General features: G+C 54.3%; 16 protein-coding genes. 10 read left to right on the top strand and 6 right to left on the bottom strand.

Translation table 11 applies throughout. From position 1 onward, the window contains the following. The first annotated feature begins 19 nt into the window (after nucleotides 1-19). From NMUL_RS03820 to NMUL_RS03835, 4 genes are all read left to right on the top strand, one after another. Nucleotides 20-2,812, top strand: coding sequence for a PD-(D/E)XK nuclease family protein (locus tag NMUL_RS03820; protein WP_011380079.1), 2,793 nt, complete (start codon nucleotides 20-22; stop codon nucleotides 2,810-2,812). After that, complete coding sequence (locus NMUL_RS03825) at nucleotides 2,809-6,399, top strand: UvrD-helicase domain-containing protein (RefSeq protein ID WP_011380080.1); 3,591 nt, start codon at nucleotides 2,809-2,811, stop codon at nucleotides 6,397-6,399. The genes NMUL_RS03820 and NMUL_RS03825 overlap by 4 nt, the downstream gene beginning before the upstream one ends. Nucleotides 6,400-6,520: 121 nt before the next feature. Further along, complete coding sequence (mltB, locus tag NMUL_RS03830) at nucleotides 6,521-7,609, top strand: lytic murein transglycosylase B (RefSeq protein ID WP_011380081.1); 1,089 nt, start codon at nucleotides 6,521-6,523, stop codon at nucleotides 7,607-7,609. Between the two features lie 125 nt (nucleotides 7,610-7,734). Beyond that, the gene (locus tag NMUL_RS03835) at nucleotides 7,735-8,709 is read left to right on the top strand and encodes a glycosyltransferase family 2 protein (RefSeq protein WP_011380082.1); all 975 of its coding nucleotides are present in this window, start codon (nucleotides 7,735-7,737) and stop codon (nucleotides 8,707-8,709) included. Between the two features lie 49 nt (nucleotides 8,710-8,758). Here the strand turns inward: NMUL_RS03835 and NMUL_RS03840 are convergent, their stop codons facing one another. Then, entirely contained in the window at nucleotides 8,759-9,547 is a 789-nt protein-coding gene (locus tag NMUL_RS03840; protein WP_011380083.1) for a GNAT family N-acetyltransferase, read from the bottom strand. A 384-nt stretch (nucleotides 9,548-9,931) separates the two neighbouring features. On the opposite strand from NMUL_RS03840, the gene NMUL_RS14840 reads away from it, so the two are divergent. The 3 genes from NMUL_RS14840 (at nucleotide 9,932) to NMUL_RS03855 (ending at nucleotide 12,654) form a co-directional block, all read left to right on the top strand. Next, the gene (locus NMUL_RS14840; RefSeq protein WP_011380084.1) at nucleotides 9,932-11,362 is read left to right on the top strand and encodes an ATP-binding protein; all 1,431 of its coding nucleotides are present in this window, start codon (nucleotides 9,932-9,934) and stop codon (nucleotides 11,360-11,362) included. Nucleotides 11,363-11,374: 12 nt separating this feature from the next. Continuing rightward, complete coding sequence (locus NMUL_RS03850) at nucleotides 11,375-12,028, top strand: response regulator (RefSeq protein ID WP_011380085.1); 654 nt, start codon at nucleotides 11,375-11,377, stop codon at nucleotides 12,026-12,028. Nucleotides 12,029-12,195: 167 nt separating this feature from the next. Then, nucleotides 12,196-12,654: a hypothetical protein gene (locus NMUL_RS03855; protein WP_011380086.1), complete on the top strand. Its 459-nt coding sequence runs from the start codon at nucleotides 12,196-12,198 to the stop codon at nucleotides 12,652-12,654. Nucleotides 12,655-12,923: 269 nt separating this feature from the next. Here the strand turns inward: NMUL_RS03855 and NMUL_RS03860 are convergent, their stop codons facing one another. From NMUL_RS03860 to NMUL_RS03870, 3 genes are read right to left on the bottom strand one after another with little or no spacing between them, the layout of a single operon-like run. Beyond that, nucleotides 12,924-13,997: an ABC transporter ATP-binding protein gene (locus tag NMUL_RS03860; protein WP_011380087.1), complete on the bottom strand. Its 1,074-nt coding sequence runs from the start codon at nucleotides 13,995-13,997 to the stop codon at nucleotides 12,924-12,926. Nucleotides 13,998-14,023: 26 nt separating this feature from the next. Continuing rightward, a complete protein-coding gene (locus NMUL_RS03865) occupies nucleotides 14,024-15,727 on the bottom strand; it encodes an ABC transporter permease (protein ID WP_011380088.1) in 1,704 nt (567 codons plus the stop codon). 22 nt (nucleotides 15,728-15,749) lie between these two features. Further along, entirely contained in the window at nucleotides 15,750-16,763 is a 1,014-nt protein-coding gene (locus NMUL_RS03870; RefSeq protein ID WP_011380089.1) for a Fe(3+) ABC transporter substrate-binding protein, read from the bottom strand. An 82-nt stretch (nucleotides 16,764-16,845) separates the two neighbouring features. Between NMUL_RS03870 and NMUL_RS03875 the strand changes: the two genes are divergently transcribed. After that, entirely contained in the window at nucleotides 16,846-17,124 is a 279-nt protein-coding gene (locus NMUL_RS03875) for a hypothetical protein (protein WP_011380090.1), read from the top strand. Between the two features lie 92 nt (nucleotides 17,125-17,216). Next, nucleotides 17,217-17,537, top strand: a complete 321-nt coding sequence (locus tag NMUL_RS03880) for a heavy metal-binding domain-containing protein (protein WP_011380091.1) — start codon at nucleotides 17,217-17,219, stop codon at nucleotides 17,535-17,537. Nucleotides 17,538-17,592: 55 nt separating this feature from the next. Here the strand turns inward: NMUL_RS03880 and NMUL_RS03885 are convergent, their stop codons facing one another. Then, nucleotides 17,593-18,294, bottom strand: a complete 702-nt coding sequence (locus tag NMUL_RS03885; protein WP_011380092.1) for an SDR family oxidoreductase — start codon at nucleotides 18,292-18,294, stop codon at nucleotides 17,593-17,595. A 240-nt stretch (nucleotides 18,295-18,534) separates the two neighbouring features. On the opposite strand from NMUL_RS03885, the gene NMUL_RS03890 reads away from it, so the two are divergent. Further along, nucleotides 18,535-19,353, top strand: coding sequence for an SDR family NAD(P)-dependent oxidoreductase (locus NMUL_RS03890; RefSeq protein WP_011380093.1), 819 nt, complete (start codon nucleotides 18,535-18,537; stop codon nucleotides 19,351-19,353). A 327-nt stretch (nucleotides 19,354-19,680) separates the two neighbouring features. Here NMUL_RS03890 and NMUL_RS03895 read toward each other — a convergent pair whose 3' ends face one another. Further along, nucleotides 19,681-20,751, bottom strand: a complete 1,071-nt coding sequence (locus NMUL_RS03895; RefSeq protein WP_011380094.1) for an AI-2E family transporter — start codon at nucleotides 20,749-20,751, stop codon at nucleotides 19,681-19,683. Between the last annotated feature and the right edge of the window lie 54 nt (nucleotides 20,752-20,805).

The following is a 20,805-nucleotide window of genomic DNA, read 5'->3' on the forward strand; positions in this document are numbered from 1 at the left end:
AGCGGTGGCTTGCCGCGGCATGTCTGCCATTCCTCATTCTCTACAAATTCCTTTCCCCGAAGTTGTTGTAAACCGTATCGCCGGATTGAAAGCCGGCGATACGGTGGTGACTCCCAACACGCGGCTCGCCATCACCCTCAGGCGCGAGTTCGATCGAATCCAGGCAGCGCAAGGAATTTCTGCCTGGGCTGCAGCCGACATTCTGCCCGTTTCCGCATTTATCGAGCGCATCTACGAAGATGCGCTTTATTCCACTCATGCATCTCATCTGCCCCAGCTGCTTACATCTGCACAGGAGCAGTTCTTGTGGGAGGAGGTTGTCGTCCAATCGGCCGCTCCCCTCTTGCTCTCGGTGGCAGAAAGCGCACGGTTGGCCCGGGAGGCGTGGAGGCTGGCCCATGAGTGGCAGTTGCTCCCCCGGTTCGGGAAATTCGTGTTGAACGAGGATTGCAGGGCATTCAGCGCCTGGTCGCATCGCTATAAAAATGTAACCCGCAAGGCTCGTCAGATCGACCATGCACGTCTTTGCACGCTTGTAACCGGGTTGTGCGGTTCCCCTGGTATCGCGATTCCGCAACGCCTGATTTGTTATGGTTTCGACAGCGTTACGCCGCAGTGGGCTGCGCTGCTGGCAAAGCTTGAGGAAGCGGGTTGCGAGGTCGATGAGATGACACGAACCGATCCGGCCGCGCACCGCTTCGAAGTGCCGTACTCCCCAAACCGGACTGTGCACCGGGTGGAATGTGACGTCAGCAATGACGAGATTTATCAGGCCGCGGTGTGGGCGCGGGCCCGAATCGAGAAGGATAGCACGGCTCGCGTCGGCATAGTGGTCCCCCCGCTTTCGGAGTACCGGAGTAGCCTCGTACGAATCTTTAGCTCGGTGATGGATCCGGATGTCCGTCAAGCCCTTCCCGGCGTACCGCGGCATATGCCATTCAACATATCCCTGGGCGTTGCGCTGAGTTCGTATCCGCTGGTACATACTGCATTCCTTGTGCTTGAGCTTATCCAGGGAGAAATCGAGTTCGAGCGTGCAAGCCTCTTGTTACGATCTCCCTTCCTGGCGGGAGCGGAGACTGAAATGCTTCCCCGCGCACGGCTGGATGCAAAATTGCGCAAGCGTGCCGAACCTGTGATTACACTCGAACGCCTGCTTGTACTGGTAAAGCGTGAAAACAACGCGAACTGTCCCCTCCTCGTGAAGCTGTTGTGGGACTGCGAAAAGTTCTGCAAAAAAATGTCGACAGATGTGCAGCGCCCTTCCACGCTGGCAAGAGCAATTTCCGATATCCTGCAGCTCGTCGGATTTCCAGGTGAAAGAGCTCCTGACTCTTCAGAATATCAGACGCTCAAAAAATGGCAGGACGTCCTCGCGGGTTTAGCCCTGCTTGATAACGTTACCATCGGCATGAGCTATCGCCAGGCTATCTCACATCTGCGCGGGGTGGCTGCCGATACCTTGTTTCAGCCGGAGACGCCGGATGTTCCCATCCAGATACTCGGGGTCTTTGAAGCTGGCGGAATGATGTTCGATCATCTCTGGGTGATGGGATTATCGGATGAGGCCTGGCCGCTGCAACCACGCCCGAACCCGTTCCTGCCGATCGAGCTGCAGCGCGCCGAAAGACTGCCCCTGGGCTCTCCGGCAGCCACTCTCGAACTTGCGTCCCGTTTTACGGAGGGATGGCTGGCCGCATCGAAGGAAGTTATTCTGAGTCACGCGCGGCATAGCGGAAGCAGTGATACACGTGAGCTGGCGCCAAGTCCGTTGATCGCACATATTGCTACCAGCGATATCAGGCTTTTCGGTCTGCTTCCGGATTATGTGAAACATCGCGATCTGATTCATCAGGGACGCCGACTTGAGCGAATAAAGGATGAGCCGGCGCCCGGGATAGTCTCTGGCAAAGGAGGAGAGGGCAGAGCCCGCGGCGGGGTGGCGGTGATAAAAGACCAGGCCGCCTGTCCATTCCGCGCGTTGGCGCTACATCGTTTGCATGCGGAAGGTTTGAAGACGCCTCATCCTGGACTTGATGCGGGAGAGCGCGGCACGCTGGTTCACGAGATGCTTGCCCAGGTATGGGAGCGGATCAAGAATAAGAGCGCACTCGACGCTTTGGCTGAGGACGAGTTGAGAACGCTGCTGACCAGTGCCGCGGGGGAAGTCATTGCACGCATGAGCGCGAGGCATTCACATACTTTGTCAGAACGTCTTGCCCGGGTCGAGCAGCGGCGGCTGGTAAGATTGGCCCGAGAATGGCTCGAAGAAGAGAGGAAGCGAGGCGATTTCACTGTAGTTTCCACCGAGGCTAGAAAGAGCATCGAAATCGGCGGGCTTGCATTGGACACCCGGCTGGATCGTGTGGATGAACTCGCCGACGGTCGCCGGATTGTCATCGACTACAAAACACGGGCGCCTTCCGTGAACGCGATGCTGGGGGAGCGCCCGGACGAGCCTCAACTGCCGCTCTATCTTGTGGCCGCTGAGGTGAACGCTGCAGCCATTGCCTTTGCGCAAGTCAGGGCCGGGGAAATGCGGTACACCGCGCTTGCCCGCGACAACGATCTTTTACCGGACGTAAAAGGGTTTGCGCAATCACGCCATATTGATCGATATGACTCGTGGGAAGCGCTCGTCGCAGCGTGGTTTGAGGCTCTTGTAAGCGTCGTTACCGATTTTTCCAACGGTCATTCGCAAGTCGACCCCAAGAAATATCCACAGACCTGTCGTACATGCGATGTTCAGCCCTTATGTCGCATTTACGAGCGCGCAGCCACGGATTTCACCGCGCAAGGGGAGGAAGAATGAGTATTGTGCTCCCGCTGCAGCAGAATGCATCGAGTGTTCCGCCGGATGAGGCGGAACGGCGCCAGGCGCTCGATCCTGCCTGCTCATTCATTGTGCAGGCCCCGGCCGGCTCCGGTAAAACCGGACTTCTGATTCAACGCTACCTCAAACTGCTGGCTTGCGTCGAAGAACCGGAGGAGGTGGTGGCGATTACATTCACGCGCAAGGCAGCTGCCGAGATGCGCCAGCGGCTGGTGGCCGCGCTGGCCTCCGCCCAAAAAGCGGCTCACTCATCAGGAGCCCAGGAAGCCGAACAGGAAAGCAAACATGAAAAAACGACGCGAACACTGGCTCATGCGGTGCTGCGACGGGATGCGGAGGCGTGCTGGCGCCTTGCTGACCATCCTGCTCGGCTACGCATCCAAACATTCGATTCGCTGTGCGCTTCCCTTACCCGGCAGATGCCAGTGCTCTCCGGATTCGGAGGGCAGCCGGAAACGGTGGATGACGCCTCCGATCTATATCTCGAGGCGGCGCGCGCCACCCTTGCTCTGCTTGACGGCGACGATGCGGTTGCCGAAGATGTCGAGTGTTTGCTGGAGCACCTCGATAATGATATCGGACGTATAGAAAAACTGCTGGTAGAAATACTGGCCCTTCGGGACCACTGGTTGCGGCACGTTCATGTCAGAGAGCGGTACGAGCTGGAAGCGGCATTAAGAAACGCACGCCGGCAGACATTACGGCGCGTGCGCGCATTATGGGCCTCCCATCCTCCTGTCGCGCAGGATGAACTGCTCGCACTGGTCAGATATGCGGGCAGCAATCTGGCCAATGGCGCTAGTCTGTCGATTGAATATGAGCGGCTCGGTGCGCTCGACATTCTGCCTGGTTGTGAGGAGCAGGATGTTTTCTGCTGGTGCGCCATTTCGGAATTGCTCCTTACGAGAGGAGGGGATTGGCGCAAGCAGCATACAGTCAGGGAAGGTTTTCCACCCGGCTCTGGTACCAAAGCCGAAAAAGAAATTGCAAAGTCCTGGAAAGAGCGGGCGTTACGATTGATTTCCCAATTGGCCGAAAATGACGAGGGTTCGCTTCGCCAGTCGCTGCACGATATTCGCCTGCTGCCGCCGCCTGCTTACACAGAGGGGCAGTGGAAAATACTCGGTTCGATCACCCGACTGCTACCCTATGCTGTTGCGCAGCTCAAGCTCGTATTTCAGCAGCATGGCAAGGTGGATTTTACCGAAGTGGCGCAGGCAGCATTGCGCGCCCTGGGTGATCCCGAGGCGCCGACAGATCTTGCGCTCGCACTCGATTATCGCATTCGGCATTTATTGATAGATGAGTTTCAGGATACTTCGATCAGCCAGTATGAGCTGGTTACAAAACTGACGACAGGATGGGAGCCGGGCGACGGACGCAGCATGTTCGTGGTGGGGGACCCGATGCAATCCATCTATCGCTTCCGCCAGGCTGAAGTCGGGCTGTTCCTGCGTGCCCGCGCTGCCGGATTTGGGAACGTGACACTCGGTCCAGTTTCACTCTCCGCCAACTTCCGGTCGCAGCGCGGTATCGTGGACTGGGTTAACGCGACGTTCGCAAGTGTCATGCCGCAGCGCGAGAATATTTCCACAGGTTCGGTACGCTACTCACCCTCCGTTGCCGTGCGCACCGCATTGCCAGATCCTGCCGTCAGCGTGCACCCATTCTTCAACGATGACCATGGGGCCGAGGGAGCGAAAGTGGTGGAGATTGTCGCCCGGGCGCAGCGTGACGAGAATTGCTCCACCACTGCCATTCTGGTTCGAAATCGCAGCCACCTGGCGGAAATCCTGCCTCGCCTCAAAAAAGCCGGATTACGTTTCCGCGCGATCGAAATCGAAGGACTGGGCCGGCAGCCCGTGGTGCAGGATCTATTGGTCCTCACGCGCGCACTGATGCACCCGGCGGATCGGCTGGCATGGTTTGCGCTGTTGAGAGCTCCATGGTGCGGGCTTACGCTTGCAGATCTCCATGCTCTTGTGTCGGCTGCTCCCGATCAATCTGATGAGGCGAGCGCTCCCGGCACCGTGCAAGAGGGAGAGGAAAACGCCGGGCCCGGTCGCGGCACCGTGTGGGAGTGGCTTCAGGATGAAAATCGTATTGCCTTTGTTTCGGCCGACGGCTATGAACGGCTGCTGCGGGTGCGCAATGTATTGAAGGCATGCATGGCCAATCGGAATCGGCAATCCCTGCGGGCAACGGTTGAAGCTGCGTGGCTGGCGCTGGGCGGCCCGGCGTGCCTCGAAGATGAGGCAGGGCTGGAAGACGCTTCCGCCTACCTTGATTATCTCGAGTCGCATGAAGAAGCGGGAAGCATTCGCAGTCTTGCGGCATTGGAGGAAGGGTTGACAGGGCTTTCCGCCTTGCCTGACGCGAAAGCGGACGGTACCCTGCAAATCATGACCATCCACAAGGCCAAGGGACTGGAGTTCGATTGCGTGATTGTACCCGGGCTCGGCCGCTTGTCGCGCAGCGATGAAAAGAAGCTCTTCATGTGGATGGAGCACTTGCGCGACGAATGGCCGGAAACGGAAGAAGAGGAAAGCGGCGGGAGGAACGATCTGTTGCTCGCACCCATCCAGGAAACCGGTTCCGGGAGCGATCCAATCTATTCGTGGATTGAAAAGCTCGATGACGAGAAGGAATGCCTTGAGGATGGACGGTTGCTCTACGTGGCTGCAACACGCGCCAGAAAGCGTTTGCATCTTCTTGGCAGTACGGGCGTTATCAGCGGCAATGAAGGCGGGGCTGAACTCAGACCCCCGCCGGCCAGGACTTTGTTGAGCAAAATCTGGCCTGCGGTCGAATCCTTTTATAGGGAGGCTGCAGCAAAAGCAGTTTTTTCAGACCCGGCGTCGTGCGGCGACAATAAAGAGCAGGAGGCGAGAGACAAACCCGTGATCGACCAGTCGCTTCGCCGCCTGGTATCCGGCTGGGAACTCCCGCCCGCCCCGCGCGCCCTTCAATGGGAAGCAGGCCCGTCTCCTTTGCCCCCCTGGAGGGAAGTCGAATATTCCTGGGCGGGCGAGACAGCCAGGCTTGTCGGCAATATAGTCCACAAATGGCTGCAACGCATTGCCGAGGACGGGCTCGCTGACTGGAACGCGGCTCGCATCATCGACCTGCGGGATGTTTTCCGGCGCCAGTTGATTGCATGCGGGGCGATCAGCACGGGTAAGGATGATTCTGATGTTGCCGTAAAAAGAGTAATGGCAGCGCTCACCCACGCAGTGAGCGAGCCGCGCGGACGCTGGCTACTGGGACCGCAGCAGGAGGCGCGCAGCGAGTTGCGCATGACCGGCCACATCGGGGGCCAATACATGGATTTCGTGATAGACCGTACTTTTCGCGATGTGGCGGGTCAGCGATGGGTCGTTGACTACAAGACAAGCAGCCACGAAGGCGCTGATATGGGGGAATTTCTCGATCGCGAGCAGGAGCGCTATCGCGATCAGCTGGATCGGTATGCTGCACTCGTGCAGGCAGTGGAAGGACAGCCGGTAAGGCGAGGACTTTATTTTCCCTTGCTCAAGGGATGGCGGGAGTGGGGGGACGAGACTTGAAGGATGAAAAATAGAATCGTACATTTATTTGCCGAGGTACTCCTGATACGTCCCGAACTATTGGCTATCCCCAAAACCCCAGTACGGGTAAACCATTGGATTTTTATATGCAGGTGAATTTATGCGCTTTCTGATATATGCATTCGGTTTTTTTGCACTGACGGGATGTGTGGCAACCACGGTAGCTCCTCCGGTTGCTGAGCCGCGCCCGGAGATCGAAGGAGGAATCGAAAGGAAGGTTGAAGGAGGAATCGAAAGACAGGTTGAAGGGAAGATCGAAGAGGAGACAAAAGAGAAAGCAAAAGAGGGAGTCGAAAATTTCATCGGCGAAATGGTCGAAAGACACGGCTTTGTCCAGGCTGAACTGGAGGACATTCTTGGGCAGGCCCAGTATCAGGAGGGAATCATAAAAGCGATTTCACAGCCTGCTACCGCAAAGCCGTGGTATGCATACCGGCCCGTCTTCGTCACGCCGAAGCGTATTGCCGCGGGTGTAGCCTTCTGGAACGCAAATGCTCTGGAACTGGAGCGTGCCCGCAGGGACTTCGGGATTCCCGAGGAGATCATTGCAGCTGTAATCGGTGTCGAAACTTTTTACGGGACGCAAAACGGCAAGCACCGAATACTCGACGCCCTGACTACGCTTGCATTCAACTATCCCCGCCGCGGGGCCTTCTTTCGCGGAGAGTTGGAGCAATATCTCCTGATGGGACGGGACCAGCAGGCTGACCTCTTGAGTATCAGGGGTTCTTACGCAGGAGCAATCGGCATCCCGCAATTCATGCCCAGCAGTTACCGGCGATACGCGGTGGATTTCAATAATGACGGCAAGATCGATTTATCCGGCAGCGCGGCGGATGCAATCGGGAGCGTCGCCAATTACCTGAAGAGCTATGGATGGGAAGCAGGCCAGCTGATAGTGGTCCCCGCAACGGTGAATGGCGAAGATTACAGGGAAGTTTTATATTCTGGATACCCCCCGCGCTACACCGTGGCGGAGATTGGACAATGGGGGGTGACTCCCCGCTGGCATGCTCCGGCTGGCCGACTGGCATCACTACTTGAACTGGAAGCGAAGAATGGAAAGGAGCACTGGCTGGCTTTCAATAATTTCCATGTCATTACCCGCTACAATCGCAGCGTAAATTATGCAATGTCAGTGCTGCAGCTGGCGGAAGAGATTCGGGCCGCGAGAGCCTCGAATTTATAGCGGTGAGAAACTCTGGTGCGATTTCTTTTTTGTAAGGCATCCCATGTTTTCTCAATATATCATCGGCCTGAAAACCCTGTACAGAAGATAGAGATCATTGTTCCTCGATTTCCCCGTATAGCCCTGTGAAACATTCTGAACCCCGTATATCTGTAGTCATTCCGGCCTTTCGCTCTGAAAGGACGCTGCCCGAATTGTGTATCCGATTAGGTAAGGTACTTCCATCGGTGTGTCCTGAGTATGAAATTATTATTGTTGAGGATGGGGGGGGAGGACAAACATGGGAGATCATCCAGGCCTTGGCTGCGGCTGATGCACGGATCCGCGGAATGCTTCATAGCCGCAATTACGGCCAGCATAACGCCATCCTGAGCGGGATTAGGGCTGCTCGTTTTGAGATCATCATCACTATGGACGATGATCTTCAAAATCCGCCCGAAGAGATTCCCGCTCTATTAACCAAGCTTGCGGAAGGGTATGACGTAGTATACGGCACTCCCTGTCAGGAAAAACATGGGGTTCTTCGAGATATTGCTTCGCTCATTACAAAGCGCATGCTTGAACATGCAATGGGTGGTGATGTGTCGCGACATATCAGTGCTTATCGCGTGTTTAAAACTCATCTTCGCGATGCCTTCAAGGATTATCGCAACCCGTTTGTCTCTATTGATGTTTTGCTGACTTGGGCAACTACTCACTTTGCTGCAATCCCGGTTCGCCATGATTCCCGTACAGTAGGAGCCTCGGGCTATACATTAGCCCGACTGGTCAGGCATACATTAAATATGGTCACAGGATACAGTGTTTTCCCTCTTCAGCTAGCAAGCTGGACAGGCTTTTTGTTTACGTTGCTTGGCATGTGTTTGTTGATGTATGTTCTTGGACGCTATCTCCTCTATGGGAGCGGAATGGCAGGATTTCCATTTCTCGCATCGATAATTGCAATTTTCGCCGGAGCCCAGATGTTTGCGCTCGGAATCATTGGGGAATACCTGTCTCGTATGCACGTCAACAGCATGGGTCGGCCGTTAGCGGTGATAAAGGAGGCAACATTCCCGGTGAATAGCACAAGTAATAAAGAAGGTTCCAGGTCGGGTTGAAGTAGATTAGCCAAAGCAGGTGGGTGAAACGTCACAGTTTATGCTGGGGTTACCCGAAATGAAGTTTGTTTGCGATCGGAACGGGCTTGATATTCGCCTTGAACCATTTATGGAATGTGTATTCAAATTTTTGGGGTAAAAATCCTTGAGCAGTCCATACTCTTTGAACAGCGAGATTGATAATCTGTGTTGAGGTGAAAATCCGCTTAAAACCTGTCCTGATTGCGTACTCTACTGCATATTGGATCATGCGACGATAGACCCCCCGCCCCTCCACGCGCTTCACAACCCCGCTCAATACCAGTTCAAGGCGTTTATCGTTGTGTATCTTCATCGTAAGGAACCCACAGATTCCGTTCCCATCCTCAGCAACAATAACTTTATTGCTTTCTCCGGCATTTTTTATCGTCTTCTCACACCAGGAAACGTATGCTTCATCACAGTCATGCCTATTAAGCATAGGATCGGAATGATAATGTCCGACATACTCTGAAAACGCCTCCCGAGCAACATCAGTAACTGCTACCTGGTCTCTTGCCATTACTTCTCGTAACCGAAATGGCTCTTCATCCGTGTGAGCGGTCGGAATTGAATTTTTTACGCGGAGACAGCGTAATTCATAATAAATGAGCGTGTCACATAAAATGCTGCCCAAAGTTTCAAGCTGGTGAACTACATTAATTTTGCTCGCGTCAAGCCTGGCAATGAGTAGATCTGCCTTGTTGTTATTGCTGAATGAAATGCATTCTTCTAAGTCTTCAATTGATTCGAGCCCCTCGGCCTTTACAGTGATAACGCCAAAACGGTGCTGATCAAGCTCTGACAGATATCTGTTCATTTGTTTTCAATTTGAAGTGGTTATTGATTGCTTCTCTGTCCACGCCAGTCTAACGGAATGGTTTCCCGGTGCAGTAACGCCCGAAGCGATCGAGGCGTGCGCAAAAATGCGTCGAAGTCGTTACTCCTAGATCAGAAGCCGTTAATGCCGTCTTTCTGGCTAGGTAGAGCAGTTCCGTATCTTACCGATGCTGGGTGTATTGCCTATTGGACCGAGGTACACCTGTACTGAAGTACGTTTGGGAGGTGGGAAAGAAGACGGGGACTTTTTGCGGGCAATGATGAACGAAGGGTATGACTGATATAAACTAGGCAAAGTATTCAAATTCATGGCATGGAACGGCCGAGGTGAGAGACTGAAGTGATCGAACTATGAAAGCCTTCAATGATCAGCCGGGATAAAAGGCACTTCAACTCCGTCCATTCCCCTGTGGATGAACATGCTGACGCAAGTCAGGCGCTTCGCGAGCGCCTGAAAGAAATCACCTGTCTCTATGAAATTCGCCGGGGCATGGGGCCGGAATTATCGGTGGAGAACGTTTGCCGGCAGATTTTCGAGCACTTGATACACGCGATGCAATTTCCGGAAATTGCTACCGCCATGATCGAGCTCGACGGCAGACGCTTCATTTCCCAGAATCACGACGAAGGTGCCACGCATGAGCTGCAATCGACGATTAACGTCAACGCCCATCCTTGTGGCCAGCTACGGGTCTTCTATCCGGAAGATAAACCTTTCCTGGTGCCGGAAGAACAGCGGCTCATCGACGCGATCGCAACTGATCTGGGAAGGTGGTTTGAGCGCAAACAGATCGACGAGGCGTTGCGCGAGCGTCTGAAAGAAATCACTTGCCTCTACGAGATTCGCCATGGCATGGGAGTGGAATTATCGGTGGACAACGTCTGCCAGCAGATTTTCGAGCACCTGATACCCGCGATGCAATTTCCGGAAATTGCTACCGCCATGATCGAACTCGATGGCAAGCGCTTCACTTCCAAGAACCACGGTCAGGGTCTTACGCACGAACTGAAATCGACGATCAGCGCCAACAACCATTCCTGCGGCCAGTTGCGTGTCTTCTATCCCGAAGACAAACCTTTCCTGGTGCCGGAAGAACAGCGGCTCATCGACGCGGTTGCGACTGATCTGGGGAGATGGTTTGAGCGCAAACATCTCGAGCAAACCCTGGTTTCCATAGCGGAAGAACATCAGCGTTCGATCGGCCAGGATTTACACGACAATCTCGGGCAGCAGATTGCAGCGATTGGCTATCAGGCCAAAGCGCTGCAGAAAAAAATATCCTCGTTGGGGAGTACGGATGCCGCAACCGTCGCTGCTTCCATCGCGACTCAAGCACAGATCGCCGTGATGCAATGCAAGCAGCTTGCGCAGGGGCTGCTCCCATTTGAACTGGAGACCCATGGCCTGGTGGCCGCACTGCGGGCATTTGCATCCAGAATCGCAATCACTTACAAGATTACTTGTGATTTTATATGCAAAAATGAAGTTCTCATCAAGGATAAGGATCTTGCGCTTAATATTTACCGGATTGCCCAAGAGGCCACCAATAACGCAATACGCCACGGGAGCGCACAGCATGTGACAATTTCGCTGGATTCCGAGGAAGAAATGCTCTCTCTGTCGATACGCGATGATGGCGGCGGCTTTGCCGGTTTTAACACAAAAGAGGGAGCGACTCCAGGAATGGGTATTAAAATCATGCAATATCGCGCCCGGCAGCTTGGCGCAATACTGGAATTCGTGTCGCATCCCGAAGGCGGAGTGGAAGTGCGGCTCGAAATGCGAATGATGTAGGAGTTTTCCGGGATGGCAGCTTCGAAAGCACAGGTAATGCTGGTGGACGATCATGCCATGTTGCGGCACGGCATGGCAATGCTTATCAATCTTGAGCCAGATATGGAGGTATTTGCAGAGGCCGGTGACGGCGACGAAGCGCTCGCCACGCTCAAGGCAGGACATCATGCCGATATCGTTTTAATGGATGTATCCCTCAAGACTCTCTCCGGTTTTGAGGTCATAAAAAGCATACACACCCTGCTCCCCGCACTACCCGTACTCGTCGTCTCCATGCACGATGAAGGCGTGTATGCGGAACGCGCTTTGCGGGCCGGGGCGCGCGGCTACGTGATGAAGCAGGAGCCGGGTGAAGTGCTGGTAACCGCTATCCACGAGGTATTAAAGGGAAATATTTATTTGAGCAAGCCCATGCATGCCAAGCTGTTGAATCGGGTCGCAGGCGGAAATTCGGAGCCAGAGCCTTTGATTAACAGCCTGACCCCCAGTGAGTTTGAGGTACTGCATTTGATCGGATCCGGACATAGCAGTCAGGAAATCGCCAAATTGCTTAGCCGCAGTATTAAAACTATCGAAACGCACCGCTTCAACATTCGTACCAAATTGAACTTGAAAGACGGCGCCGATTTGATACGTTATGCCACCCACTGGAGCGAAGCCCAATAGCGGCATTGACAGGGCGTTTTAGGGGGCGGGGGACTTACCGGACTTTCGCCATATAAACTTGCATAAGGGTTTCCCTTAGTAAAAAACCAGGGTTTCCCCAATATACTCAATAGTATGGACTGAGTTAGGATGAAGCTGCTTTCATTCTGTTTGGGTTCATTACTATCATGAAAACAAAATCAGGAACAGCTGCTGCGATCTTGTCTGCGATTGCTCTATTGGCTTCCTGCGCGCAAATGAGTCCTCTCGAAGCGCAGAATGATGATATTCACAAGGCTGAAAAGAATGCGAGAACCTATATCGACCACGACAAGCTGGCGAAGCAATATCGAAATACCGCAAAAGAAATGCTGATAAAGGCAGAGGATCAAAAGAAACTGCTTCGGCATTACGAAGAAAAAAGCTATCTTTATGGTAGGCAGGCGCAAGATAAGCAATCGCATACTTCAGCTTTATTGCATAAATACGAGCGGGCCGCGGAGGAAACTTTAAAACAGGCTGCCTTTCATCAGAGAATGGCATCGGAACTTGCCCACCGCGATCATTCCACCTCAGCGGAAACACCTCCCGAGCGAAGCTACGAGAATAACGCTGGAATCGGATCAGACTCCAAAGACCAGATCTGAAGTCGCAGCAATGTCCTGAAGTGGCGTGGAATGGACCCGTTTTTCAACCCGCAGCAGATAGGATATGACACCTATCCCGGGATGGGGGGGTGCCTGAATGGGGATTGCCTGCATAGGGCGAGCGTTCCAGTGTAATGGTTTATAGCAGTGCAACATTTGCCTTGCCCGCCCGCCAGAAATAATATCGGTATCGAGAACCCACATCAGCTCAAAATTCCTCGACAAGGAAAAGCGTTACTGCGCTGGCGCCGGCCGGAAACAGGGCTTGGTCATGGTACAGCCTGGCTGAAGGCCACCACATGCTCCGCTTCCAGCCTGATTCCTATTTTTTCCCCTATCGCATGATTATGATGGCTTGGAACGAGCGACAGGGCGGTACTGCCGCCCGGTAGTTGCAGCGTATACAGGATGTCGGCGCCCCGGAATGCTTTTTGCATAACCTTGGCTTGTACGGGGCTGGCATCATCATGCACGATGTCATCCGGGCGGATCAGCACATCCACCGTGTTTCCCTTCTGGCATAGCTGACAGTCCGGTGCGCATTGATGCGGTATGTCCCCCGCCAGCGTGCCCAGTTCGATTTCCACCTGCTGCTGGTCAAGCATTTTTCCAGGAAGGAAAACGCCTTCTCCAATGAAATTGGCAACGAATCGATTGGCGGGTTTGTGGTAGAGATTGTAGGCCGTATCCCACTGCTGGATTTCACCGTGGTGCATCACGCCAATCTCATCCGCTATGGCAAACGCTTCATCCTGATCGTGGGTTACCAGAATAGCCGTGGCATTCTGGCTTTTGAGGATGTCCCGCACTTCCAGGCTCAGGCGACCGCGCAAACTGACATCCAGATTCGAGAAGGGTTCGTCCAGCAGTAGCAATTCCGGACGGGGCGCCAAAGCGCGGGCCAGCGCTACCCGCTGCTGCTGCCCTCCCGAGAGCTGGTGGGGGTATTTTTTTGCGGAATCAGCAAGGCCTACGGTTTGAAGCATCTCGGCGATGCGTGCAGAACGTTCGTCTTTTTGCATGCTATGCAGGCCAAAGCCGATATTGTCCGTGACGGACAGATGGGGAAATAGCGCATAGTCCTGAAATACCATTCCGATATGACGCCTTTCGGGGGGAATCATGACGCTACTGCTGCTGATCACAGCCCCATTGAGCAGGATTTCCCCGGCAGAAACGGGCTCAAAACCCGCAATGCATCTCAGCACCGTAGTCTTGCCGCAACCGCTCGGGCCCAGCAGGCATCCGATGGCTCCTTTCCCGAGGGTGAATGACAGGTCGTTCACCACCCTTTGCTGCCCGTAGGCATGGCGGATATAGCGTAGCTCAAGCAGTGTTTCCATGATGCGCTCCGACCTATTTTTGCGAACTATTTTTCGCTTTGCCGCATGAAAAATATCAGTGGTAGCAGACCTGCCAGCACCAGCGCCACCGCAGGCAGGGCGGCCTGCTCCCATTCGCCTTCGGAAGTCATCTCGAAAATTCTTACTGCCAGGGTATCCCATCCAAAAGGCCGGGTCATCAGCGTGATCGGCATTTCTTTCATCACATCCACAAACACAAGGGTTGCGGCGGTAAATATTCCACTCCTCAGCATCGGCAAATGGATGCGGCGCAACATCGACCATCCACTCAAGCCGAGACCCATGGCAGCCTCATCGATGCTGCTGGTGATACGCTGCATGGCGCTGTCTATAGGACTGTAGCTTACCGCGAGAAAGCGGGTCATATAGGCGATCAGCATGATGGCGAGCGTGCCCTGAATAAGCAGCCCGGTTTCCATGTGAAATAGCTGCATGGCTATTTCGCTCAATTGGTTGTCGAGCCAGGCTATCGGGATGAAAATTCCCACTGCCAGAACAGTTCCGGGCAAGGCATAGCCAAGGGTGGAAATGCGCACTGCCGCACGTGTGGCGCGGCTGGGATGGCGGCGCGCAGCATAAACCATGAGCAGGGCGACCGAGCAGGTGAGCAGGACTGCAAAACCGGACAGCAGGAGCGAATGCCAGAGGAATTCCAGATATCTCTGGTCAAAATCACGCGCAAAAACGTGCGTTGTCCATACAGCAAGCTGCGCGACTGGCAGCAGGAACGCAAGAAACAGTGTGATCGAGGCAAAACCTGTGACTCCCCACTTTTGCCAACCAGAAAGCGCGATGAGGTGAACCCTCGCACTCTGCCGGATTTCCGCGTAGCGCATCCGGGAGCGGAACTGTTGCTCAAGGATGATCATGGCAAAGATAATCACAATAAGCAGTGACGCGAGTTGAGAGGCGGCGGGGAGGGAAAACATGGCAAACCAGGCTTTATAAATGGCGGTTGTAAAGGTATCGTAATTGAAGACCGCTACCGTGCCGAAGTCTGCGAGGGTTTCCATCAAAGCCAGCATGGCGCCGCCGGCGATCCACGGCCGCGCCATGGGAAGCGCCACTTTTAAAAAACCTTGAGTACGCCCGAGTCCCAGCGATTGCGCCGCTTCCAGCGAGCGTTTGCCTTGGGTGAGGAAGGCATTGCGCGCCAGCAGATAGACATAGGGATAAAATGCCAGAATCATGACGAGGATGACACCCGTCCTGCTGCGCACATTTGGGAACCAGAAGAGGTCAGGACCGAACCACTCGCGCAACGCTGTCTGGACAGGACCGATATAGTCGAAGAGGCCCAGTGCGACGAATGCGGTCACGTACGCGGGCATGGCAAATGGGAGCAGCAGCGCCCACGAAAAGAATCGCCGCCCGGGAAATTCGCATACGGCGGTAAACCACGCCAGGCTCACGCCCAACAGCGTAACGCCGGCAAGTACGCCCAGGGCAAGCCAGAATGTATTGACCAACAGGTCAGGCAGGGTGGTTTCTGCCAAATGCTGCCAGACTTCGCCAGTCGGGGTAAAAAGCGAAGAAACGACTGTGCCGACAGGTATCAGCACGAGCGCGGCGACCAGAAGGGGTATCAGGCGCCAGCCATGCGAAGCGTGACGGTTCGAGGTGGGAAAGCTGAAAAACCACTTTCTTGTGCCTTGACTATCCGTCGTCTCCGTTCCCGTCCCGGGCCCGCTAAGCGCTTCTACCTCCACTCGACCATCACCCGGTTATATCTTACTTGTAGCCGGCGCGATCCATCAGTTTTACCGCTTCCGCTTGCAGTTCTCCGGCTTTATTCACATTTATCGTATTCTGTTTGAAACTGCCCCACGCGGCTACGGCAGGATCGGTTTTGACCTTGGAGTTCACCGGATACTCCATGTTTACGTCGGCAAACAGATTCTGCGCTTTTTCCGAGGATAGAAATTCGATCAGCTTGATCGCGGCTTGAGGGTGATGCGCATATTTTGTCACGCCTGCACCCGAAATATTTACATGGACGCCACTGTTGTCCTGGTTCGGCCAGAAAATCGCAAGCGGTAGTTTCGGGTCCTTTTTCATCAGGCGCCCGTAATAATAAGTATTGACAATAGTGACGTCACATTTCCCTGCAGCAACGTATTCCATAGCCTTGGTATCATCCGAAAGAGGATCGGTTGCAAGATTGGTAATCCAGCCCTTTACGATCTGCTCGGTTTTCGGTTCTCCATGCTCGGCAATCATCATTGCCACCAGAGACTGGTTGTATACTTTCTTGGAAGTGCGTATGCACAGGCGGTTCTTCCACTTGGGATCTGCCAGCGCTTCATAGGTTGAAAGATCGGAGGGTTTTACCTTGTTGGTGTTGTAAACGATGGTACGGGCGCGTATCGATAAGCCGAACCACCGCTTCAAAGGATCTCGGAGATGAGCGGGAACATTCGTTTCGAGTATTTCTGACTCCACCGGGCGGAGCAATCCCTCTCGCGCCGCCTCCCACAAGTTGCCGGCATCGGTGGTGAGCAGTACGTCAGCCGGAGTGTTTTTGCCTTCTGCCTTAAGGCGCGCGAGCAAGGGGCCTTCCTTATCGGTGACGAATTTGACAGCAACGCCGCTATCCTTGGTGAAAGCATCGAACATGGGTTTGATGAGCTGCTCTATGCGGGCCGAATAGACGACGACGTCCTCCGCCCCGGATGCATCTGCGGTAAATAGCGTGACACAGCATATCATTGCGGTAAGATAACGATTGAGGCGCGCACTGGGCATTTGATTTACTCCGGATATAAAGGCAGAAAGGCTAATATTATAAATGATAATAATTATCAGCAAAGCGGCACGTTAATATATCATGGATGAGCCAGAACAAGTTCTTCCGTATCAGCGTTTGCAGCAGCTCCTTGCGATACCGGAGAGGCAGCGTACCGAAGCCCAATGGGATGAGATCAACGAACTCGAAATCGCGCTTACGCCGGTAAACCGGTCCACCACGCCGGATCGGAATATCCGCCGTAAAGGTGCCGTACAAGGTGCCGCACCTCCAGAACAACCCAGATCCCGGGATGGTACGCCAGGGCGAAGGCCCCTGAAGAAACTTCGCAAGCGGCCTCCCAAAGCAGGCGGATCATGAGCGGTATCTCCCGTGGGGACTGGAGATGCGCTACTGCTGCGATGGAAGCGTCGTGACTCTTTAACGGTTCCCTAATTCTGAACAGGAGAAATATGCAACTCACTACAACACCGGGCATCGATGGGAAGCGTATTACCCGATATTGCGGGGTGGTGGCAGGCGAAGCAGTTCTGGGCGCCAATATATTCAAGGACCTCTTCGCGGGAATCCGCGATCTGGTGGGTGGACGTTCCGGCACCTACGAGAAAGAGTTGCAGCGCGCGCGGGACATTGCGCTCGAGGAACTGCAGCAGCGTGCGCACGACCTTGGAGCGAATGCAGTAGTGGGCATCGACATCGACTACGAGGTACTGGGAAAAGAAAATGGCATGCTCATGGTTTCGGCAAGCGGCACGGCTGTAATCGTCGAATAACCGGAGCGCGGGAGCTTATGGCGGCCAGACGAGTAATCAATCCGGCAGGAATGCCCTACCACGGCACCGGCTTGCCGTCGTACTCAATGAACCTGCCGGAATCCTTAAGAGTGAGGCGATCGATTACCTGCCGCATGCCGGAGACGCTTTGAACAGGGGAGATCAAGGCATTCGGTCCTCCCATGTCTGTTTTCACCCATCCCGGATGCAGTACCACCGCAATTACTCGCGCCTGTTTCAGATCAATCGAAAGCGATTTGACCACCATGTTCACCGCCGCCTTGCTGGATCGGTACATATAGCTTCCCCCGCCATCATTGTCCTCGATACTGCCCATTTTACTGCTGATGGTCACAATCTTTTTCTGATCGCTCCGGGCGATCTGTGAGGTAAATGTCTGGGCCATCTTGAGTGTCGCCATGGTATTGACCAGAAACGTGCGCATCCAGGCTTCGTAATCCTCGCTCCTGAATATTCCCGAACGATGCGCCTCCGCATAGATGCCGGCATTATTGAGAAGCAGATCGATGGATTCGCCGGAAAGAGACTGTCCCAGTTCGTCGATTCGCCGGTGGTCGGCAACATCAAGCGTATGTATCTTTGTCTGCTCCGGCTGCTGGTTTGCCAGCGTTTGAAGTTCTCCTGCTTTCTCGGGATGGCGCGCGCAGGCAAGAACACGCCAGCCTTCCGCTGCGTATTGACGGACGAATTCAAGTCCAATCCCACGGTTTGCGCCGGTGATCAGTACAGTTTTCATAATCTTCTCCTCATGGAATATACGGATCAGGTATTCGGGAGAAACCAGCTCGCGGTGTGGCAGGTACTATAAAGAAGTATCGGAGGATGAATTTCACTGCATTGGCAACCCACATTGTGGTTCGGGCAGGGAAACCCGAGACCTGTCGTGTGACAAGACCAGGATTGCCGGGCGACCCATGTGCCTGACTCATTATGTATAGAAAGCCCAAGGAATGGCAACCCTAAAAGGAAGAAACATATGGCGGACAACATCGCGTTGGTAACTGGTGCCTCCAGTGGTATCGGCAGGGCAACAGCAGAACTTCTTGCCCAGAACGGATATTATGTATTCGCCCTCGCCCGCCGCATGCACAGGCTGGAACAGATACGCTCCAGCCATATCGAGCCCATCTGCCTGGATGTGACCGATGACGAAGCTGTCCGCCACGCGGTAGCCCGCATCATATCGACCCGCGGGCGAATCGATGTGCTGGTGAATAACGCCGGGATCTGTCAGCCGGGGGCCGTCGAATGTGTTCCGCTCGAAACCGCTCATCGGCAGCTCGAAGTCAATCTTTTTGGTTATGCGAGATTCATGCAGGCGGTGCTTCCGCATATGAGGGAGCAGCGATCGGGGTGTATCATCAATATTGTTTCCGCGCTGAGCAGGATTTCGGTTCCCGGTTTCGGTTGGTATTCGGCCTCGAAGTATGCCATCGAAGCTTTGACTGACGCGGTGCGAGGGGAAGTGATGGAGTTTGGCATCAAGGTCGTGCTGATCGCCCCCGGGTTGATAAAGACTGAGTTTGTACCTAACCAGTTGAGGGCGATGGAGAGAATTCCCCACCCTGCAGCCTATGAAAAACTTCTTGCGGGCGTACACAATCTGGTGGCGAGAGAACCCGAAGCTCCCGGCCCGGAAATCATTGCAAAAGCAGTATTGAGCGCGGTGAAGGTGTCCAGGTCTCCCGTCCGTCATGCGCTGCCTCTCGATTCCAAAATGTCGGTTATGGCGAGATGGCTGCTTGGGGGGCGCGTTTTCGCTTGGGCGATTCGGCTCCGGATGAAATTTTCCTGACGGTAGCGACTTTCTTGGATATTTTTGAGGTCAGAAAATCCCTACTGCTGTCTTCTGCCAAGGCAAAGAGAAGGTTTCCCTAATAAGCATCGGTTCAATCTGGCAAGCGCTTCCGCTTCGACCTTTGATCCATGCTTCTTTGCATTCGTCATAGGCGTGCGAGTCGTAAGGGTGCAGGCTCCGGCAGCGGGTTTTCTCCTGCTCATGGACAATGGCAATGCCGGGATTCTCGCGAGGATAGTCACGAAACGAGAGATGTCGTGCGAGCGCGGCAAACAGCTTCAGAATAAATCTTCTGATCTCTTTATACGACGGCTATTTTGCGCGTCAATCCTTTCTTTCGATCCTGGGAGTATCCATCGCTGCGGCGAAGAGGTCCCAAGCGGACATGAACAAGGCTGCGATAACTGGCCCGATCACAAAGCCATTGAGGCCGAACAGGACCAGTCCCCCGAGTGTCGAGATGAGCACCACGTAATCCGGCATCTTCGTATCTCGTCCCACCAGGACGGGGCGCAAGAGATTGTCAACCAATCCGATTACGAACACGCCGAACGCGATGAGAACGGTACCCTGCCAGACAGCGCCAGTAAAGAGGAAGTAGATCGCCACCGGGATCCAGATGAGACCGGCACCGACTGCCGGTATCAGGGAAAGAAACGCCATCATGAAGCCCCACAGCAAGGCCCCTTGAATGCCGAGAAAATAAAATACCACACCTCCCAGCGCACCCTGAATGGCGGCAACGGCGACGTTGCCCTTGACGGTTGCGCGAATGACCGTAGTGAATTTGCTGGACAAGTGACGTTTGTGTTCCATGGTAAGGGGCATGGCCTGCTTGATCTTGGCCGCCAGATTATCGCCGTCGCGCAGCAGAAAAAAGAGCAGGTACAACATGATGCCGAAGCTCACCAGAAATTCGAAAGCGTTCTGCCCGAGGCTGAGAGCGTGCGTAGCAACGAACTGGCTGCCGCGCAGGACGCCGCTTGAGAGCATGTCCTGCAACTCGGCCATATTGGTGAGCCCTGAACGGTCGAGCAGGTTGACCAGCCACGGCGGCGAGGCACTCGCAATCTGCTGGAAATACATGCCAAAATTCAATTCCCCCGAGCGGATCTTTTGATAAACGATGGTTCCTTCCTGCAGCAGTGAAATTGTCATCAGGGTGACTGGAAGAATCACGATGACCAGAATGAGCAGCAATGTGGTGAACGCGGCGAGATTGCGGTGCTGTCCCAAGGCAGCCTGCAACTTGCGATGAAACGGTGTAAATATGATGGCAAGAACTGCCGCCCAGAACACCGTGCCATAAAAAGGCAGCAGTATCCAGATGAATGCCACGGAGACGGCAATCAACATTAGTAAAAAGGCCTTTTGCCGCAACTCGGGGGAGTTCATGTGAAGATGTTTAATAGCCGGCTACGATGACGTTATGGAGTCATCCTACCTTAA

This window comes from Nitrosospira multiformis ATCC 25196 (genome assembly GCF_000196355.1).
GTDB lineage: Bacteria > Pseudomonadota > Gammaproteobacteria > Burkholderiales > Nitrosomonadaceae > Nitrosospira > Nitrosospira multiformis.

Bases quoted from the DNA above. Each gene is read 5' to 3' on its own strand.
- NMUL_RS03820 (WP_011380079.1), top strand. From the start codon at position 20: ATGTCTGCCATTCCTCATTCTCTACAAATTCCTTTCCCCGAAGTTGTT.
- NMUL_RS03825 (WP_011380080.1), top strand. From the start codon at position 2,809: ATGAGTATTGTGCTCCCGCTGCAGCAGAATGCATCGAGTGTTCCGCCG.
- mltB (WP_011380081.1), top strand. From the start codon at position 6,521: ATGCGCTTTCTGATATATGCATTCGGTTTTTTTGCACTGACGGGATGT.
- NMUL_RS03840 (WP_011380083.1), bottom strand. From the start codon at position 9,547: ATGAACAGATATCTGTCAGAGCTTGATCAGCACCGTTTTGGCGTTATC.
- NMUL_RS14840 (WP_011380084.1), top strand. From the start codon at position 9,932: ATGATCAGCCGGGATAAAAGGCACTTCAACTCCGTCCATTCCCCTGTG.
- NMUL_RS03850 (WP_011380085.1), top strand. From the start codon at position 11,375: ATGGCAGCTTCGAAAGCACAGGTAATGCTGGTGGACGATCATGCCATG.
- NMUL_RS03855 (WP_011380086.1), top strand. From the start codon at position 12,196: ATGAAAACAAAATCAGGAACAGCTGCTGCGATCTTGTCTGCGATTGCT.
- NMUL_RS03860 (WP_011380087.1), bottom strand. From the start codon at position 13,997: ATGGAAACACTGCTTGAGCTACGCTATATCCGCCATGCCTACGGGCAG.
- NMUL_RS03870 (WP_011380089.1), bottom strand. From the start codon at position 16,763: ATGCCCAGTGCGCGCCTCAATCGTTATCTTACCGCAATGATATGCTGT.
- NMUL_RS03875 (WP_011380090.1), top strand. From the start codon at position 16,846: ATGGATGAGCCAGAACAAGTTCTTCCGTATCAGCGTTTGCAGCAGCTC.
- NMUL_RS03880 (WP_011380091.1), top strand. From the start codon at position 17,217: ATGCAACTCACTACAACACCGGGCATCGATGGGAAGCGTATTACCCGA.
- NMUL_RS03885 (WP_011380092.1), bottom strand. From the start codon at position 18,294: ATGAAAACTGTACTGATCACCGGCGCAAACCGTGGGATTGGACTTGAA.
- NMUL_RS03890 (WP_011380093.1), top strand. From the start codon at position 18,535: ATGGCGGACAACATCGCGTTGGTAACTGGTGCCTCCAGTGGTATCGGC.
- NMUL_RS03895 (WP_011380094.1), bottom strand. From the start codon at position 20,751: ATGAACTCCCCCGAGTTGCGGCAAAAGGCCTTTTTACTAATGTTGATT.